The organism is Mycolicibacter heraklionensis, assembly GCF_001021505.1.
Taxonomy (GTDB): Bacteria; Actinomycetota; Actinomycetes; order Mycobacteriales; family Mycobacteriaceae; genus Mycobacterium; species Mycobacterium heraklionense.
This window is the reverse complement of sequence record NZ_LDPO01000007.1, coordinates 97870-116077: the sequence shown is the minus strand read 5'-3', so window position 1 is coordinate 116077 and position 18208 is coordinate 97870. Positions and strand designations below refer to the sequence as shown.

Sequence of the window (18208 nt, the reverse complement as noted above, 5' to 3'; positions counted from 1 at the left end):
AGCGGGCCGCTCTGAGAAGGTATAGCCATGACCGTCTGCTACCGGCACCCCGACCGGGCCACCGCGCTGCGCTGTACCCGCTGTGATCGCTACATCTGCGGCGACTGCATGCGTAGCGCCGCCGTCGGCCAGCATTGCGTGGAGTGCGCGCAGGCGGGCGGAACGCCGGTGCGCCGGGCGGCGCGGCCGCTGGTCCGCGCTGCCTCGGGGACACCGGTGGTCACCTACGGGCTGATCGCGCTGAGCGTGCTGGCTTTCGTCGCGCAGCTGTCGTCGCACGAGCTGGAGTCCGAGTTGGTGCTGTGGACACCGGCGGTGGCCGACGGGCAGATCTATCGCCTGGTGACGTCGGCGTTCCTGCACTACGGCCCGATGCATCTGCTGCTCAACATGTGGGCGCTGTATGTGGTGGGACCTCAACTCGAGGGCCTGCTCGGTCGGGTGCGATACAGCGCGCTGTACCTGCTCAGCGCACTGGGCGGCTCGGTTGCCGTCTACCTGTTGGCGCCGATCACCACCGCGACCGCAGGCGCTTCGGGCGCCATCTTCGGCCTGTTCGGGGCCACGCTGGTCATCGGACGCCGGCTGCGGATGGATGTCCGCGCGGTGGGTGCGGTGATCGTGGTCAACCTGATCTTCACTTTCACCATTCCGCACATCAGCTGGCAGGGACATGTCGGTGGTCTGATCACCGGGGTGCTGGTCGCGTTCGCCTACGTCTATCCGCCGCAGGCCAACCGGACCCGGATTCAGGCAGTGGCCAGTCTTGCGCTGCTGGCACTGTTCATCGCGCTGATCTGGTGGCGCACTGCCGAATTGGTCTCCTGATCGCGAGCGTGTCATCCCGCTGAGACGCCTGCTTGCCCCCTAAGCTTTCGGTGGTCCACCAGCGAGAGGATCGACCAATCGGCGCCCACGGCGACCAAGATGACATGAGTCGACCGGCCGGGAACCGGACTCGCCGGGCCACCTCGATGCGCACCTCGGGTAAGTCCCGCTGGGTTGCGCCGGCCCCGCGTGCCGCCCGGTTGGCCACCGCGCGCGCCGCGGATCGGATTCGGCGGGAGCGACGACGTCCGGGCATTCACGCGCTGGACGGTCTGCGCGCGCTGGCCGTCGGGTTGGTGCTGGCCGACCATGGCGGCATCCCCGGGCTGTCGGGTGGGTTCCTGGGCGTGGACCTGTTCTTTGTGCTCAGCGGCTTCCTGATCACCTCGCTGCTCATCGACGAGCTGGGCCGGACCGGCCGGATCGACCTCACCGGGTTCTGGATCCGGCGCATCCGGCGTCTGCTGCCGGCCCTGGTGCTCATGGTGCTGACTGTCGCGATCGCGCACGAGCTGTTGCCGTCGGAGGCGGTGGTGGGACTGCGCGAGGATGCGATCGCCGCCTTTTTCTGGGTGGCCAACTGGCGGTTCGTCGCGCAGCACACGGACTACTTCACCGAGGCCGGCACCCCGTCGCCGCTGCAGCACACCTGGTCGCTGGGCGTTGAGGAGCAGTACTACTTCTTCTGGCCGCTGCTGCTCATCGCGATCGCGTTGCTGCTGGGGGCCCTCGCCCGGCGCCGCGGCCGCCTGCCCACCGTCGGTGGGGTGCGGCTGACGGTCTTCCTGTTGGCCAGCGCAGGGGCGGCGGCGTCGGCGACGGCCGCGGAGATGCTGGCCTCTGAGGCCACCCGCGATCGCGTCTATTTCGGCACCGACACCCGTGCGCAGGCCCTGCTGATCGGTGCCGCGGCGGCGGCCCTGCTGGTGGGGGACTGGCCGGCGCTGACCGCCGGCTGGTCGGTGGTGCGGACCCGCCGCGCGCTGTGGGTCGCTCGCCTGCTGCCGCTGGCCGGGCTGGCCGTGCTGGCGACGGCGGCCCACCGCGCCACCGGCACGGCCGCGGAGTTCCATGGCGGCTTGCTGACCCTGGTGGCCGTCGCCGGGATCGCGGTGATCGCCCCGGTCGCCCTACACCAGAGCGGCCTGGTCGCCCGGGCATTGGCCTGGTCTCCGCTGGTGTGGCTGGGGACTATCTCCTACGGCGTGTACCTGTGGCACTGGCCGGTCTTCCTGGTCCTCAACGGCCAGCGCACCGGATGGACGGGGTGGGCGCTCTTCGGCGTGCGGTGCGCCGCCACGCTTTTGCTGGCTGCGTTGTCGTGGTGGGCCATCGAGGAACCGATCCGCCGGTGGCGGCCGGCGCGGGTGTCGCTGCTGCCGCTGGGGGCGGCGGTCAGCGGCACCGCGGTGGCGGTCACCGTGCTGGTGGTCCCGGTCGTCGAGCTGCCCACGGCCGAGAACGGCGTGACTCCGGATGTGGCCGCGGCCGCGGCGGTGTCCCCGTCGCCTCCGGCGCGGCTGTCGGATCCCAAAAAGCCACGGCCCCAGCCCGTGCGCCACGACCCGAACCGGCCGCGCACCGTCTCGGTGTTCGGGGATTCGATCGGCTGGACGCTGATGCACTATCTGCCGGAAACCCCCGGCTATGACTTCATCGACCACACCGTCGTCGGCTGCAGCATCGTGCGAGCCGGCCCGTACCGCTGGGCCGGCAAGACCATCGATCAGGGTAAGGAGTGCGACGGATGGCCGGCCCGCTGGACGCGGCAGGTCAAGGCCGACCAGCCCGACGTCGTGCTGTTGTTCGTCGGCCGCTGGGAGACCGTGGACCGAGTCAACGAGGGCCAGTGGTCGCACATCGGCGACCCGACCTTCGACGCCTACCTGATCGCGGAGCTGCGCCGTGCGCTCGACGTGCTGGAGTCCGCCGGCAGCCGGGTCGTGGTGACGACCGTGCCCTACAGCCGTTACGGCGAGCGGCCCGACGGCAGTCTGTGGCCCGAGGACAATCCGGAGCGGGTGGACCGCTGGAACGCCCTGCTGCGCCGGGAGGTCTCCGGGCGGAGTGCCGTCACGGTGATGGACCTGAATAAGAAGCTGGGGCCGGCTGGCACCTACACCGCCAAAGTCGACGGCATCAAGGTCCGCAGCGACGGTATTCACCTCACGCCCGAAGGGGTGAAGTGGCTGCTGCCGTGGCTGGAGGAATCGCTGAGCTGACCACCGCGGGCAAACGCGGCGTGAGTGCAACGTCACACCCGCTCGGGGATCCTCAATTAAGTTAGTTTTGCTAACGTAGTTTACATCGGTGCAGACCGCGCCCATGAAAGCCCAGAAAAATCACTTTCGCGAGATATTCATTAGAGGTTTGAACATGTCCACTGTTTCCCCCACTGCTGACGAGGAGCAACTCGCCCGCCGCATCGCCGATCTAGTCGCCACCGACCCGCAGTTCGCCGCTGCCCGGCCTGACCCGGCCGTCGCCGCCGCTGTCGAAGGGCAGTCGCGGCTGGCGCAGATCGCCCGAACCGTCTTCGACGGCTACGCCGAGCGGCCGGCGCTCGGCCAGCGTGCCGTCGAGTACGTCACCGATCCGGCCACCGGCCGTACCGCCGCCGCACTACTCCCGCACTACGAAACCATCACCTACGCCGAACTGGGTGAGCGAGTCCGCGCCGCGGCCGCCGCCCTGGTCGCCGGCGCGGTGCGGCCCGGTGACCGGGTCGCGGTGCTGGGCTTCACCAGCGTCGACTACACCGTCATCGACGTGGCGCTGGGCCAGATCGGCGCTGTGTCGGTGCCGCTGCAGACCTCCGCGGCGATCAGCACGCTGGTGCCGATCGTGACCGAGACCGAGCCCCGCGTCATCGCCGCCAGCGTCGACTCGCTGCCCGATGCGGTCGAGTTGGTGCGGACGGGTCCGGCGCCCACCCGCCTGGTGGTCTTCGACTACCACGAGCAGGTCGACGACCACCGCGAGGCGCTTGCCGACGCCCGGGCCCGGTTGGCCGGCGTCGAGGTGGTCGTCGAGCCGCTCGCCGACCTGCTGACCCGCGGCCGCTCTCTGTCTTTGCCGACCCAGGTGGACTCCGGCGACGACGCCGACCCCCTGGCTCTGCTGGTCTACACCTCGGGCAGTACCGGCGCCCCCAAGGGTGCGATGTACCCGGAGCGCAACGTGGCCCGGATGTGGGTGCGGTCCACCAAGAACTGGTTCGGCCCGACCGCCGTCTCGATCACGCTGAACTTCATGCCGATGAGCCACATCATGGGCCGCGGCATCCTCTACGGCACCCTCGGCAACGGCGGTACCGCCTACTTCAGCGCACGCAGTGACCTGTCCACCTTCCTCGAAGACCTGGCCCTGGTCCGGCCGACCGAACTGAACTTCGTGCCCCGAATCTGGGAGATGCTCTACCAGCACTTCCGCAGTGAGGTCGACGGGCTCGGGGGAGATCGAGCCGCCGCCGAAGCACAGGTCTTGGCGCAGATGCGCACCGAGCTGCTCGGCGGGCGGTGCGTCTTCGCGATGACCGGCTCCGCGCCGATCTCCGACGAGCTGCGGTCCTGGGTCGATCAGCTCACCGAGCAGCACGTGCTCAACGGCTACGGCTCCACCGAAGCGGGCATGGTGCTCTTCGACGGCGAAGTGCAGCGGCCGCCGGTCCTCGACTACAAGCTGGTCGACGTCCCGGATCTGGGCTACTTCGGCACCGACACCCCGCACCCGCGCGGTGAGCTGCTGCTCAAGACCGAGAACCTGTTCCCCGGCTACTACAAGCGTCCCGAGGTGACCGCCGAGGTCTTCGACGCCGACGGTTACTACCGGACCGGCGATGTGGTGGCCGAGGTCGCACCGGACCACCTGGTCTACGTCGACCGGCGCAACAACGTGCTCAAGCTGGCCCAGGGCGAGTTCGTCACCCTGGCGAAGCTGGAGGCGGTGTTCGGCAACAGCCCGCTGGTGCGCCAGATCTACGTCTACGGCAACAGCGCCCAGCCCTACCTGCTGGCCGTGGTGGTCCCGACGCCGGAAGCTCAGGCGCGCTTCGATTCCGACGCCGCCCTCAAGGCCGGGATCGCCGAGTCGCTGCAGCAGGTGGCCAAAGACGCCGACCTGCAGTCCTACGAGGTTCCGCGCGACTTCATCGTCGAGACCGAGCCGTTCACACTGGAGAACGGACTGCTGACCGGGATCCGCAAGCTGGCCTGGCCGAAGCTGAAGGCGCACTACGGCGATCGCCTCGAACGCCGCTACGCCGAGCTGGCCGAGGGCCAGGCCAGTGAGCTGAGCGAACTGCGTCAGCACGGTGCGCAGCGCCCGGCGCTGGAGACCGTCGGTCGCGCCGCCGCGGCGCTGCTGGGGGCCTCGGCCGGTGAGGTGTCTGCGGACGCCCATTTCACCGACCTGGGCGGCGACTCCCTGTCGGCGCTGACGTTCGGAAACCTGCTGCGTGACATCTTCGGGGTCGACGTGCCGGTGGGCGTGATCGTCAGCCCGGCAAACGATTTGGCGGCGATCGCGGACTACATCACCGCCGAGCGCAACGGCTCCGGACGGCCCAGCTTCGCCTCGGTGCACGGCCGGGACGCGGTGGAAGTGGCTGCCGCCGACCTGACCCTGGACAAGTTCCTCGACGCGGCGACCCTGGCCGCGGCCCCGTCACTGCCCGGCCCCTCCGAGCAGGTGCGCACCGTGCTGTTGACCGGTGCGACCGGCTTCCTCGGTCGCTACCTGGCGCTGGAATGGCTGCAGCGGCTGGCCCCGGTGGACGGAAAGCTGATCTGTTTGGTGCGGGCGAAGTCCGACGAGGATGCCCGCCGACGGCTGGACAGCGTCTTCGACAGCGGAGACGCGCGGCTGCTGGCTCGCTACACCGAACTGGCCGCCAAGCACCTGGAAGTGCTGGCGGGTGACAAGGGCGAGGCGAATCTCGGTCTGGACCAAGAGGTTTGGCAGCGGCTGGCAGACACCGTCGACGTGATCGTCGACCCGGCGGCGTTGGTCAACCACGTGTTGCCCTACAGCGAGCTGTTCGGCCCGAACGCGCTCGGCACCGCCGAGCTGATCCGGGTGGCGCTCACCGGCAAGATCAAGCCGTTCACCTACTTCTCCACCATTGGTGTCGGCGACCAGATTCCGCTGGGCAAGTTCACCGAGGACGCCGACGTGCGGGTGATGAGCTCGGTCCGTGCGATCAACGACGGCTACGCCAACGGCTACGGCACCAGCAAGTGGGCCGGCGAGGTGCTGTTGCGTGAGGCCAACGACCTCTGCGGCCTGCCGGTCGCGGTGTTCCGCTGCGACATGATCCTGGCCGACACCAGCTACGCCGGCCAGCTCAACCTGCCCGACATGTTCACCCGGATGATGTTCAGCCTGGTCGCCACCGGCGTGGCACCCGGTTCGTTCTACGAACTGAGCGCCGACGGCCAGCGGCAGCGCGCCCACTACGACGGCCTGCCGGTGGAGTTCATCGCTGAGGCGTCCACCACGCTGGGGTCCTTCGCAAGCGGCGGGTACACCACCTATCACGTGATGAACCCGTACGACGACGGTCTGGGGATGGACGAGTTCGTCGACTGGCTGATCGAGGCCGGCTACCCGATCCGGCGGATCGCCGATTACGGCGACTGGTTGCAGCGGTTCGAGACCACGCTGCGGGCGTTGCCCGAACACCAGCGCCAGGCGTCGCTGCTGCCGCTGCTGCACAACTACCAGAAGCCGCAGCCGCCGATCTGCGGGTCGATCGCCCCGACGGACAGGTTCCGGGCTGCCGTGCAGTCTGCCGGGATCGGGCCGGACCCCGAGCATCCCGACATCCCGCATGTCACGCCGGCGGTGATCGTCAAGTACATCACCGATCTGCAACTGCTCGGGCTGCTCTAAACGCAGCAGTGAATCAGCCGCTCCGCGAAGCGGTTTCGGGACAGCTCCGGCCACCGCCAGCCCGGCGGCCGGAGCCGTCCCGGCCCGTTTGCGTTTGACGGTCCGGTGTTTCGATGCCACCATGGTGGAAATTGCCACGACATGCCCGTGTGTCTCGGCCGGAAGGAGGTGAGGGCAAAGTGAGTTCCAGTGACGGTCCGCATCCGTATCCGTGTTCCACGATCGATTTGTTCCTCACCGGCTCCGGCACCTCCGCTGAAGGTTTTTCAGTATCTTTCAGGGCCTGAACCTCGAGTTCCGCCAACCCGTACGGGTTGTGTCGGCCGGTGAATATCCCGGCAGGAGAAAATCATGGCTTTCATCACCATCAGTGTTCTGGCTCTCCACAGCTCGATCGAGCACCAGGCGGGCGACCGCATGGTGAGCCGGCTGCGTAACCGCCTGGCCGCTCGCCGCGAAATGCGGCGCGAGCAGCGCGCTGAGCGCTACGTGGCGCACATGCCGACGGCGGTGCTCGGCGCCTGCTGAAGCGATGCGGCGGAGCCGCGCGCAACCACCATCCGGTTGCGCCGGCTCCGCCGCGTTTCGCCTTAGGCCTGCACGATGATTGGGTCGCCCAGGTGCACCGAGTTGAAGTACCACGCGGCGTCGTCCGGGCTTAAGTTGATGCAGCCGTGGCTGACGTTCGAGTAGCCCTGCGAGCCCACCGACCACGGGGCGGAGTGCACGTAGACGCCGCTCCAGGTGACCCGAACGGCGTACTCGCCGTTGAGCAGGTAACCCTCCGGGTCGTTGAGCGGGATGCCGATGGTGCGCGAATCGAACTTGATGGTGCGCTCTTTCGAGAGTGCGGTGAAGGAACCGATCGGCGTGGGGCGCTTGGGTTTACCCATGGATGCCGCCATGATCCGCTGGATCTCGCCGTTGACGCTCACGGTGAAAGTGTGGTCGGAGATGTCGGCGAGCCCCACGACCGCGTCGCCGGTCTCGAAACCCGTTGACATCCCGTGGGCGTCGACGCTGATCTTGCTGTGCGGTGACCAGTAGCCGTCCGGGACCCACTGCACGACGTCGCTGCTCGTCCACTCGAAGTGACCGGCATTGTTGCCCGTGGAGTTGATGTGGATCCCACGTTCGGCGACCGCCCGGTTCTCGACCGGTCCGTTGAAGGTCACGATCACCGGGTAGGCCACTCCCACGACAGAGCCGGCGGCCGGCTCGATCGCCGCGACGGCCAGCCCCCGTGCCGGCGATGTCTGAGCCGCTTCGCTGATGCCGGCCGACGCCCCTATAGATACGACAGCCAGGGCCACCGACCCGGCAATCGCCACAATTCCCCGCCTCACGTTGCGCATGGCGTCCATTGTGCCAACTGCAACGTCATCAGCGCAGGTTTAGCCGTCGTCCGACGCGCTGAGCAGGTCTCCCCAGGCCGCCTCGGTCCCGGTCGAGCCGATGGTGTGGATCGCGAACATCGACCCGCCGGCCAGCGCGATCACCACGGTCACGATCCCCAGCCGCAGCAGTGAGCCGACTTTGCTGCCGCGCGACAACGCCACGTGTAGCCCTGCCAGCAACGTCGCGGCGACCGCCAGGCCCACTGCCATATAGAGGCCGTACTCGCCGGCGGCCATGTGGGCGTCCAGCTTGGGAGACGGGGCGAACTTGCCGGTGTCGGCCAGCCACTCGCCGGCGGTGACCGTCAACGGCGTCACCAGCAGTGTGATGGCGGAAAACGTCACCACCAGCCAGACCAATCGGCGCCGGGCCGCCGGCCACACCGCGCACACGATCAGCAGGACCGCGGTCAGGGGAACCAGCGACACCACCACGTGCAGCAGCAGGACGTGCGCGGGCAACCCGGCGATGGTCGACATGGACGTCCTCTCTGCGGGGATCAGGCGGTGCTGGCGGCGTGCGCGGCCGCCGCCTCCGACAGCGGTTCGTAGCGGGCGAAGCCGCGGCTGAACGAACCGGCGCCGTGGGTCAACGATCGCAGGTCGACCGCGTACCGGATGAGCTCGGTCTGCGGCACTTCGGCCTTCACGCACGTGTGGTCGGCGCCGACTTTGTCGGTGCCCAGCACCCGGGCGCGGCGGGCGGACAGATCGCCCATCACCGCGCCTACCAATTCGTCGGGTATCAACACGGTGACCTCGTCGATCGGCTCGAGCAGTCGCACCGTCCCGTTGGTCGCGGCGTCGCGCAGCGCGGCCGCGCCGGCCATCTGGAAGGCGAAGTCTGAGGAGTCGACGCTGTGCGCCTTGCCGTCGGTCAGGGTGACCCGGATGTCGACCACCGGATAACCGCCGCCGGTGTCGTTGGTCAGCCCGCGCTCCATCTGGGCGCGAATGCCCTTCTCGACGCTGGGGATGAACTGGCGGGGCACGGCTCCGCCGACGACGCGGTCGACGAACTCGAAGCCGCCGCCTTGGGCTACCGGCTCCACTTCGATATCGCAGATCGCGTACTGGCCGTGTCCTCCGGACTGCTTGACATGCCGGCCGTGGCCTTTGGCCTTGCCGGAGAACGTCTCTCGCAGTGCCACCCGCAGGGCTACGGTGTCCACCGATACCGCATAGCGGTGGGCCAGCGCGTCCAGCACGATGCCCGAGTGCGCCTCGCCCATGCACCACAGCACGGTCTGATGGGTTTCCGGGTTCCGCTCGATGCGCAGGCTGGGGTCTTCGGCGGCCAGCCGGGCCAACCCGACCGCCAGCTTGTCCTCGTCAGTCTTGGCGTGCGGAATGACCGCGACCGGCAGTAGCGGATCGGGCATCGACCAGGGTTTGCACACCAGGGGTTCGTCCTTGCCCGACAGGGTGTCTCCGGTCTCGGCGTGGCTGAGTCGGCCGACAGTGCAGATATCCCCGGCCATCACGACGGTGGCCGGGCGCTGTTGTTTGCCGAGCGGAAACGCCAGGGTCCCGATCCGATCGTCTTCGTCGTGGTCGCAGCGACCGGTCCCATCGCCGAAAAACCCGGCGCAATGACCGCTGACGTGGATTCCACTGTCGGGCTTGATGGTTCCCGAGAACACCCGCACCAGGCTGACCCGGCCGAGGTAGGGGTCCGACGTCGTCCGGACGACTTCGGCCAGCAGTGGCCCGTCCGGGTCGCAGCTCAGCCCGGCGCGCGCGACGCCGTTCGGGCTGAACACCTCCGGCAGCAGATGTTCCGGCGGCGCCGGGAAGCCGGTCGCGATGACCCCGAGCAGTTCGGGAATGCCGAGGCCGGTGACGCTGCACACCGGGATGACCGGGAAGAACGAACCGCGGGCCACGGCCCGCTCCAGATCGGCGGTGAGAACCGCTCGGTCGATCTGCTCCCCGCTCAGGTAGCGGTCCAGCAGCGACTCGTCCTCCGATTCCTCGATGATCGCCTCGATCAACGCGCCGCGCTGCTGCTCCGCGCCGGGCAGGTCGATCGAGTCGGCCGCCAGCAGCCCGATCAGGCCGCCACCCTCAGCCGGTGCCGGTACATACAGCGGCAGCACCGTGTCGCCGAACGCCGCCTGGGCGGCGACCAGGCGGGCGGGGAAGTCGGCCCGCGCGTGGTCCAGCTTCGTGACGACGACCGCGCGCGGCATGGCTACCTGGCTGCACTCCTGCCACAGCGCGGCGGTCGCGTCGTCGATGTCTTCGTTGGCCGCGATCACGAACAGTGCACAGTCGGCGGCCCGCAACCCGGCGCGCAGTTCTCCGACGAAGTCCGCGTAGCCCGGGGTGTCGATCAGGTTGACCTTGACACCGTCGTGCGCCAGCGAGGCGCAGGCGACCCCGACCGAACGCTGCTGACGCAGCTCCGCGTCGTCGTAGTCGCAGACCGTGCTGCCGTCGGCGATGCAACCGGCTCGAGGCAACACCCCAGCGGCCACCAGCATCGCCTCGACCAGCGTGGTTTTGCCGGAGCCGGGCGGACCGACCAGCACGACGTTGCGGATGGCGGCCGGGGTGGCCGCGGTGGGGGCGGAACCGGCGCCCCGTGATGTCCCGGTCTTGTCTGCCATGGCAGCCTCCTCCGCAGATCAGCCTTCCCTCAACAGGCGCTGAGCACAAGAGTTGCGCCGCGGCGACATCTGCCCGGCCGGTCTATAGCGTTTGCCGGCCGGATCGGCGGTTCCGGTAAGCTGGGCATTCTTGTTTCGCGAGTCAGTGTGGCCCGACTGCAGGAGGTATGACGTATGAGCAGAGCGCATCGCCCCGGCCGGTGGCGGCTGCTCAGCGTGACGACCGCGGCGATCGCCACCGCGGGGCTGGTAGCGGTGCCGGTCCAGGCGTCGCCCACCCTGCCCGCTCCGCCGCTCGACCCGGGGGCGATGGTTGCCCAGGTCGGTCCGGCAGTGGTCAACATCGACGCCCAGATGGGCTACCAGAGCGCGGTCGGCGCCGGAACCGGCATCGTGTTGGACCCGAGCGGCGTGGTGCTGACCAACAACCACGTCATCGCCGGCGCCACCAGCCTGACGGCGGTCTCGGTCGCCAACGGCCAGAGCTACGACGTCGACGTGCTCGGCTTCGACCGCAGCCACGACGTCGCGGTGCTGCAGTTGCGCGGCGCCGATGGGTTGCCCGCCGCGAATATCGGCAACTCCTCGCGGGTCGCCATCGGTGACCCGGTGGTCGCGATGGGCAACGCCGGCGGTCACGGTGGCACGCCGAGTGCGGTGCCCGGGCGCGTCATCGGGCTGAACCAGACCGTCTCAGCGGCCGATGAGCTGACCGGCAGCACCGAGACCCTGACCAACATGATCAAGGCCGACACCGCGATCCGCCCCGGTGACTCGGGCGGTCCGATGGTGAACGCCGCCGGACAGGTGATCGGGATGAACACCGCGGCCTCGGACAACTACAAGTTCGCCCAGCCCGGCGGCGAAGGCTATGCCATCCCGATCGACCAGGCGATGGCCATCGCCGGCCAGATCCGGGCCGGCGTCTCGTCGAACACGGTGCACATCGGCGAGACGGCGTTCATGGGTGTCGGCGTGGTCGACAGCAACGGCGGCGCGCGGGTCGCCCAGGTGCTCGACGGCACCCCGGCCGCGGGCAGCGGTATCGCCCGGGACGACATCATCACCTCGGTCAACGGCCGGCCGGTGAACTCGGCCACCGACCTGACCGACGTGCTCGACCAGCAACACCCGGGTGACACCGTCACGCTGACGTGGCGCAACCCGGGCGGCGGCGACCACAGCGCCACCGTGACTCTGGTGCCGGGCCCGGTCGGCTGACGCACTAGGCGCGCGTGCTAGATCAACGCTATGGCAGCGAAGCCAGGCTGTCATGGGTGCTTGCTGGGCTGGCCGGGGTCTTGGCCGCCACGGCCTTCACCCATTCCGAGGGTTACTTCGTCACCTTCATGACCGGCAATGCCGGGCGTGCGGCGCTGGGGTTGTTCACCGACAGTCAGTGGATGTCGATCTCCGCCGCGGCCCTGCTGGTGTCCTTCATCTCCGGTGTGGTGATCGCCTCGCTGTGCCATCGTCACGTTTGGCGCAGCCGGCCGCACGGCGCGTTGCGGCTGACCGCCGTGTCGCTGCTGGCCGCGACCCTGACCGACTGGGTCGAGGGCGGGCCGGCGCTGCCGGTGCCACTGCTGCCGATCCTGCTCGTCGCGTTCGGGGTGGGCGCGCTGAACACCACCTTCGTCCGCGACGGCGAAGTGTCGATTCCCCTGAGTTACGTGACCGGAACGGTCGTCAAGCTGGGGCAGGGCATCGAGCGCCACATCAGCGGCGGATCCATTCACGACTGGTTCTTCAATTTCATGCTGCTGACCGGGTACATCTCCGGGGCGGCTATCGGTGGCGTGATCAGCCTGTTCGTCGGCGGTACCTGGATGCTGGCCACCGCCACCGTCATCTGCCTGCTGGCCACCTGGTACAGCCACCGCTACGTCGACCGCCGCGGGCTGTGGCGCTGACCGCTCGCCCGCTCTAGCCGGTCGCCGCTTTCCCGACAAACACGTCGGCGGCAGTGCTCGATTGCACTGCCGCCGACGTGTTGGGGGTCGATCAGGTCGGGTCGATGCCCACGCCCAGCGCGCGCTGGATGTCCGACTTCATCGCGACCAGCTGCTGGTTCCAGTACGGCCAGTCATGGGTGCCGTCGGACGGGAAGTTGAAGACCCCGTTGTTGCCGCCGGCCGCCGTGTAGTTCTGCTGGAACGTCTTGTTGGTGCTCAGTGTCATGCCCTCCAGGAACTTGGCGGGCAGGTTGTCGCCGCCGAGCTCGCTGGGCGTGCCGTTGCCGCAGTAGATCCAGATCCGGGTGCGGTTGGCCACCAGCCGCGGGATCTGCACCATCGGGTCGTTGCGCTTCCACGCCGGGTCGGACGACGGACCCCACATGTTGGAGGCGTTGTAGCCGCCGGCGTCACTCATGGCCATCCCGATCAGCGTCGGCCACCAGCCCTCGGACGGGTTCAGGAAACCGGAAAGCGCTGCCGCGTAGGGGAACTGCTGCGGGTAGTAGGCCGCCAGTGTCAGCGACGAGCTACCCGCCATCGAGAGGCCGACGACGGCGTTGCCGAACGGTGACACGCTCTTGTTGGCCTGCAGCCAGGACGGCAGCTCCCGGGTCAGGAAGGTCTCCCACTTGTAGGTCTGGCAGCCGGACTTGCCGCACGCCGGCTGGTACCAGTCGGAGTAGAAGCTGGACTGCCCGCCCACCGGCATGATCACCGACAACCCGGACTGGTAGTACTCCTCGAACGCCGGGGTGTTGATGTCCCAGCCGTTGAAGTCGTCCTGGGCGCGTAGGCCGTCCAGCAAGTAGACGGCGTGGGTGCCGCCGGGCTGGAACTGCACCTTGATCTCACGGCCCATCGCAGCCGAGGGCACCTGCAGGTACTCCACCGGCAGGCCCGGGCGGGAGAACGCCGACGCGTTGCCCGAACCACCGACAACCCCTACCAGGCCGCTCAGCAGCGCGGCCCCCACCGCCGCGACCATCAGCCGGCGCGGTAGCCGACGGGCCGCGTTACGCAACTTCTCAACGCTCTTCATAGCTCTTTCCCATCCGAATGTCGTGCGGTCTTGCCCTTCTGAACGGAGTCAAACACGGTGCGCCGCCGTGACCTGTTCGCCGCCACGGGTTTTCATATCGCGGTTCGGCAACGATTGAGATTCGGCGCGGACTCGCCACCGGCCGGGCGGGCGTTGGGGGTGGGCATATAGTCGACGTAATCATCGACGAAGGGCAGGTCATGCAGGCGAGTGCTCGGGTCTTGGGGACCGCTGGGGCTCCGTTGGCCGGAGTGCGCGTCATCGAGATCGCCAGCTTTGTCGCCGTCCCGCTCGCCGGAATGACGCTGGCGCAGCTGGGCTGCGACGTGGTGCGTATCGACCCGATCGGCGGTGCGGCGGACTACCGGCGCTGGCCGGTCACCGACGACGGCACCTCGATCTACTGGACGGGCCTCAACAAGGGCAAGCGCTCGGTGGTCGCCGATCTGCGCGCGCCCGAGGGCCAGCGTGTGGTGCAGCAACTGATCGCCGACAGTGGTGTATTGCTGACGAATATGTCTGGCCGACAATGGCTTTCCTACGACACGCTAGCGGCGCAGCGTCCCGACCTGATCCATCTTGAGGTGCTCGGACGTGCCGACGGCTCTACCGCGGTGGACTACACGATCAATGCGGGTGTCGGCTTTCCGCTGGTCACCGGCCCCGGCGACTACGCCGCACCGATCAACCACGTGCTGCCGGCGTGGGATATCGCCTGCGGGCTGCACGCCGCCCTGGCAGTATCCGCCGCGCTGCACCGCCGCGACCACACCGGCGAGGGTTGCCGGATCCGGTTGGCGCTGGAGGACGTCGCGCTGGGCACCGCCAGCGCCCTGGGCTTCCTCACCGAGGCCATGGTCAACGGCGCCCGGCGGGAACGCATCGGCAATGCGGTCTACGGGCAATACGGGCAGAGCTTCACCAGCGGCGACGGGGTGTCGTTCATGGTCGTCACGCTGACCGACCGGCACTTCCGCGATTTGGCCGAGCTGACCGGCTCGACGAAAGTCCTTGCCGCACTGGCCGAAGCGCGCGGTATCGATTTCGGCGACGAAGGACAGCGCTACCGCCACCGCGACCTGCTGACCGGGCTGTTCAGCGGCTGGTTCGCCGAGCGGCCGGCGGCGCAGATCGAAGCCGCCCTGGCGGAGACGTCGCTGCTGTGGGACCGCTACCGCAGCTTTGCCGAGGTGGCCGGCGACGCGCGTCTGCGCGACAATCCGATGTTCGCGCCGCTGCATCAGCCCCGGGTGGGGGAGTACTTGGCGGCCGGGCTGCCGGCGTCGATCGACGGCGCTCACCCGCCTGCCGTCGCGGCACCCGCGCTGGGCGCCGACACCGAGCAGGTGCTGGCCGACCGCCTGGGGATGAGCGCCGAAGATATCGACCGACTGCGCCAAAGCGGCGCGGTGGCAACGGATTAGCAAAGGAGCTTCGAGCACGTGCGTACTTTTCGATCGATCGATGAACTTGCCGCATGCCAGGACCAGGTGATCGGGCACAGCGACTGGGTGACCATCACCCAGGACGCCGTCAACCTGTTCGCCGACGCGACGGGCGACCATCAGTGGATTCACGTCGACCCCGAGCGTGCGGCCACCGGGCCCTTCGGCACCACGATTGCCCACGGATATATGACCCTGGCCATGCTGCCGCAGCTGATGGCGCAGATCAGCCGCCTCGACGGGGTCAAGTTGGCGATCAACTACGGGCTGAACAAGGTCCGCTTCCCGGCGCCGGTACCGGTCGGCTCCAAGATCCGGGCCGAGACCTCGGTGGTCGAGGTGGCCGATGTCGGCGGCGGCGCCCACCAGGTGACCTACTCGACCACGGTCTCCATAGATGGCAGCGCCAAGCCGGCCTGTGTCGCCGAGAGTGTCGTGCGCTACGTGCTCTGAGTACGGCCCGGCTTCGCGTCCCGGCCCCGGGGTCGGGACGCGAAGTAGTGCGCGACGATCGCCGCGATCTGCAGAAATCGGCGGCGGGTCGCCGGTGCCATCTCGGTCATCACGTCGATCACCCCGCCCGGGCGCAGGTGCGGGTCGAAGGGCACCTCAACCACCGCCTGGCCGTGCTGCAGGAACTGCGTCGCCAGTGCCGAGCGGGTGCGTCGGTCGGCGTGGCCGTCGGAGTCGTTGAGCACCACCACCGTGCGCTGCAGCAGCCCGCCCTGGCCGTGGTCGGCGAGCCACTCCATGGTCTTGGCGGCCGCGCCGGCACCGTCTGCCCACGGTGACGAGACCACGATCAGGGCGTCCAGGTCACGCAGCGCCTCTTGGGTCACCGGCGAGTCCATCGTCGAACCGCAGTCGATGATCGAGATGGTGAAGTGCCGGTCCAGGCGCAGCGCGGCCTCCCGGTACAACGCCGCGTCAAGGATCCGGCGACGTCCCGCGGCCGGCTCACCCACCAGCACGTAGAGTCCCGCCGCGTTGGCGCCCACCCGGCTGCTGATGTCGGCGAACGATTGCATGCTCTGATCGGCGGCCAGATCCCAGTAGGAACTGGTGGCGTGCGGATCGATGCGGCTGCCGAGCCGGCCGAACGCGGTGTCGGCGTCGACGGCCACCACATGGTCGGCCCGGCGCAGTGCGGCGAACACCGACCCGACGCTGGCCGCCACCGTTGTCTTGCCGACACCGCCTTTACCCAGTACACCGACCTTGAAGCTGCCGTTGGGCATGGCCCGGATGGCCGCCTGGTAGGCCATTTCCTCCCGCTCGGCCGGTGACGGGCCCAAGTTGACCAGCCCCAGCGTCGCGGACAGCACCACGCGCCGCCAGCCACGGGTCGGCTGAGGCCGCGGCATCGGGGCCGACGGCGGGTAGGGCGCGGCCGCCGGCGGCCGCTGTGGAGGTGGCGTCCAGGGGCGCGGCTGTTGCTGCTGCGGCGGCACCCGCTGCCGCAGAAAGTCGTCGTCTGCGTTCATCGGCTCCTCGAGGCATACGGCAGCGGCACGGCCAGCTGGCCCAACAACACCGCAGCCTAGTCGCGGAGGTGCCGATCACCGGTGAGCCCTGCCCGAGAAGCGCGAGTCGCGCTTGCGCCCGGGTCAGCAGTCGTAGTACAGCGCGAACTCGTAGGGGTGCGGGCGCAGGTTGACCGGGGTGATCTCGTTGTCCCGCTTGTAGTTGATCCAGGTCTGGATGACGTCCGGGGTGAAAACCCCACCTTCGGTGAGATATTCGTGGTCGGCCTCGAGGTTGTCCATCACCTCGGCCAGGGTGGTCGGGGCCTGCGAGATCGCGGCCGCCTCGTCGGCAGGGAGGTCGTAGAGGTCCTTGTCGATGGGGGCGGCCGGCTCGATCTTGTTCTTGATGCCGTCGATGCCGGCCATCAACATGGCCGAGAACGCCAGATAGGGGTTGCCGGACGAGTCCGGACAGCGGAACTCCAGCCGCTTGGCCTTGGGGTTGGTGCCGGTGATCGGGATACGCACGCAGGCCGAGCGGTTGCGCTGGCTGTAGACCAGGTTGATCGGCGCCTCGTAGCCCGGGACCAGGCGCTTGTAGGAGTTGATCGTGGGGTTGGTGAACGCCAGCAGCGACGGCGCGTGGTGCAGGATGCCGCCGATGTAGTGCCGGGCGGTGTCGGAGAGTCCGGCGTAGCCGATCTCGTCGTAGAACAGTGGCTCACCGTCCTGCCATACCGACTGGTGTACGTGCATTCCTGAACCGTTGTCCCCGAAAAGCGGCTTCGGCATGAACGTGACGGTCTTGCCGTGCGCCCAAGCGGTGTTCTTGATGATGTATTTGAACAGCATCAGGTCATCAGCGGCGTGCAGCAGGGTGTTGAACTTGTAGTTGATCTCCGTTTGCCCGCCGGTGCCGACCTCGTGGTGGCCGCGTTCGACAGTGAAACCGGCGTTCGTGAGGTTGGTCGCCATTGCGTCGCGCAGATCGACGTATTGATCGGTCGGCGCGACCGGGAAATAGCCGCCCTTGGGGCGAACCTTGTAGCCGAGGTTGGGGCTGCCGTCGGCTTCGGTCGTGCGGCCCGTGTTCCACCAGCCGGCGATCGAATCCACTTTGTGGAACGAGCCGTTGATCTGAGAGTCGAAGCTCACGGAGTCGAAGATGTAGAACTCGGCTTCGGCGCCGAAGTAGGCGGTGTCGGCGATGCCGGTGCTGGTGAGGTAGCTCTCGGCTTTCCGCGCGATGTTGCGCGGGTCGCGCGAATACGGCTCACGGGTGAACGGGTCGTGGACGAAGAAGTTGAGGTTCAGCGTCTTTGCGGCCCGGAACGGATCGATGCGGGCGGTTTCCGGGTCGGGCAGCAGCAGCATGTCCGACTCATGGATGGACTGAAAGCCGCGGATCGATGAGCCGTCGAAGGCGAGGCCATCCTCGAATACGCTTTCATCGAGCGCAGCGGCCGGGATCGTGAAATGCTGCATAACCCCCGGCAGGTCGCAGAATCGAATGTCGACGTACTCAACGGACTCGTCGGCGACGAGCTTGAAAATGTCGGCGGCCATATTGG

At 68.3% G+C, this 18208-nt stretch carries 14 protein-coding genes; 8 read left to right on the top strand and 6 right to left on the bottom strand.

Features of this window, described 5'->3' with window-relative positions; translation table 11 throughout:
* The first annotated feature begins 27 nt into the window (after positions 1–27).
* The 4 genes from ABW16_RS10790 (at position 28) to ABW16_RS26375 (ending at position 7248) form a co-directional block, all read left to right on the top strand.
* Complete coding sequence (locus ABW16_RS10790) at positions 28–828, top strand: rhomboid family intramembrane serine protease (RefSeq protein ID WP_047319168.1); 801 nt, start codon at positions 28–30, stop codon at positions 826–828.
* A 146-nt stretch (positions 829–974) separates the two neighbouring features.
* The gene (locus ABW16_RS10785) at positions 975–3050 is read left to right on the top strand and encodes an acyltransferase family protein (RefSeq protein ID WP_082134053.1); all 2076 of its coding nucleotides are present in this window, start codon (positions 975–977) and stop codon (positions 3048–3050) included.
* Positions 3051–3204: 154 nt separating this feature from the next.
* Positions 3205–6720, top strand: coding sequence for a carboxylic acid reductase (car, locus tag ABW16_RS10780; RefSeq protein ID WP_047319167.1), 3516 nt, complete (start codon positions 3205–3207; stop codon positions 6718–6720).
* A gap of 351 nt (positions 6721–7071) precedes the next feature.
* A complete protein-coding gene (locus tag ABW16_RS26375; RefSeq protein ID WP_157864235.1) occupies positions 7072–7248 on the top strand; it encodes a hypothetical protein in 177 nt (58 codons plus the stop codon).
* A 62-nt stretch (positions 7249–7310) separates the two neighbouring features.
* On the opposite strand, the gene ABW16_RS10775 is transcribed toward ABW16_RS26375, so the two are convergent.
* Genes ABW16_RS10775 through ABW16_RS10765 form a run of 3 tightly spaced genes read right to left on the bottom strand, consistent with a single transcriptional unit; the run spans position 7311 to position 10729 of the window.
* Complete coding sequence (locus ABW16_RS10775) at positions 7311–8066, bottom strand: L,D-transpeptidase (protein WP_412178197.1); 756 nt, start codon at positions 8064–8066, stop codon at positions 7311–7313.
* Positions 8067–8114: 48 nt separating this feature from the next.
* Positions 8115–8597 (bottom strand): hypothetical protein, encoded by a 483-nt coding sequence (locus ABW16_RS10770; protein ID WP_047319166.1) that lies wholly within the window; start codon positions 8595–8597, stop codon positions 8115–8117.
* Positions 8598–8617: 20 nt separating this feature from the next.
* Positions 8618–10729 carry an elongation factor G-like protein EF-G2 gene (locus ABW16_RS10765; RefSeq protein ID WP_047319165.1) on the bottom strand — a complete coding sequence of 704 codons (2112 nt, stop codon included), beginning with the start codon at positions 10727–10729 and terminating at the stop codon, positions 8618–8620.
* Between the two features lie 174 nt (positions 10730–10903).
* Here ABW16_RS10765 and ABW16_RS10760 point away from each other — a divergent pair, with 174 nt between their 5' ends.
* Positions 10904–11950 carry a S1C family serine protease gene (locus ABW16_RS10760; protein ID WP_047319164.1) on the top strand — a complete coding sequence of 349 codons (1047 nt, stop codon included), beginning with the start codon at positions 10904–10906 and terminating at the stop codon, positions 11948–11950.
* Between the two features lie 14 nt (positions 11951–11964).
* A complete protein-coding gene (locus ABW16_RS10755; RefSeq protein ID WP_047319163.1) occupies positions 11965–12642 on the top strand; it encodes a YoaK family protein in 678 nt (225 codons plus the stop codon).
* Positions 12643–12733: 91 nt separating this feature from the next.
* Here the strand turns inward: ABW16_RS10755 and ABW16_RS10750 are convergent, their stop codons facing one another.
* Positions 12734–13726, bottom strand: coding sequence for an esterase family protein (locus ABW16_RS10750; protein ID WP_047319162.1), 993 nt, complete (start codon positions 13724–13726; stop codon positions 12734–12736).
* Between the two features lie 200 nt (positions 13727–13926).
* Between ABW16_RS10750 and ABW16_RS10745 the strand changes: the two genes are divergently transcribed.
* Positions 13927–15150 carry a CoA transferase gene (locus ABW16_RS10745; protein WP_047319161.1) on the top strand — a complete coding sequence of 408 codons (1224 nt, stop codon included), beginning with the start codon at positions 13927–13929 and terminating at the stop codon, positions 15148–15150.
* Positions 15151–15168: 18 nt separating this feature from the next.
* Entirely contained in the window at positions 15169–15624 is a 456-nt protein-coding gene (locus ABW16_RS10740; protein ID WP_047319160.1) for a MaoC family dehydratase, read from the top strand.
* On the opposite strand, the gene ABW16_RS10735 is transcribed toward ABW16_RS10740, so the two are convergent.
* Both ABW16_RS10735 and glnA read right to left on the bottom strand, forming a co-directional pair.
* A complete protein-coding gene (locus ABW16_RS10735) occupies positions 15612–16655 on the bottom strand; it encodes a MinD/ParA family ATP-binding protein (RefSeq protein WP_200900643.1) in 1044 nt (347 codons plus the stop codon). The genes ABW16_RS10740 and ABW16_RS10735 overlap by 13 nt on opposite strands.
* A 123-nt stretch (positions 16656–16778) precedes the next feature.
* Entirely contained in the window at positions 16779–18203 is a 1425-nt protein-coding gene (glnA, locus tag ABW16_RS10730) for a type I glutamate--ammonia ligase (protein WP_047319237.1), read from the bottom strand.
* Between the last annotated feature and the right edge of the window lie 5 nt (positions 18204–18208).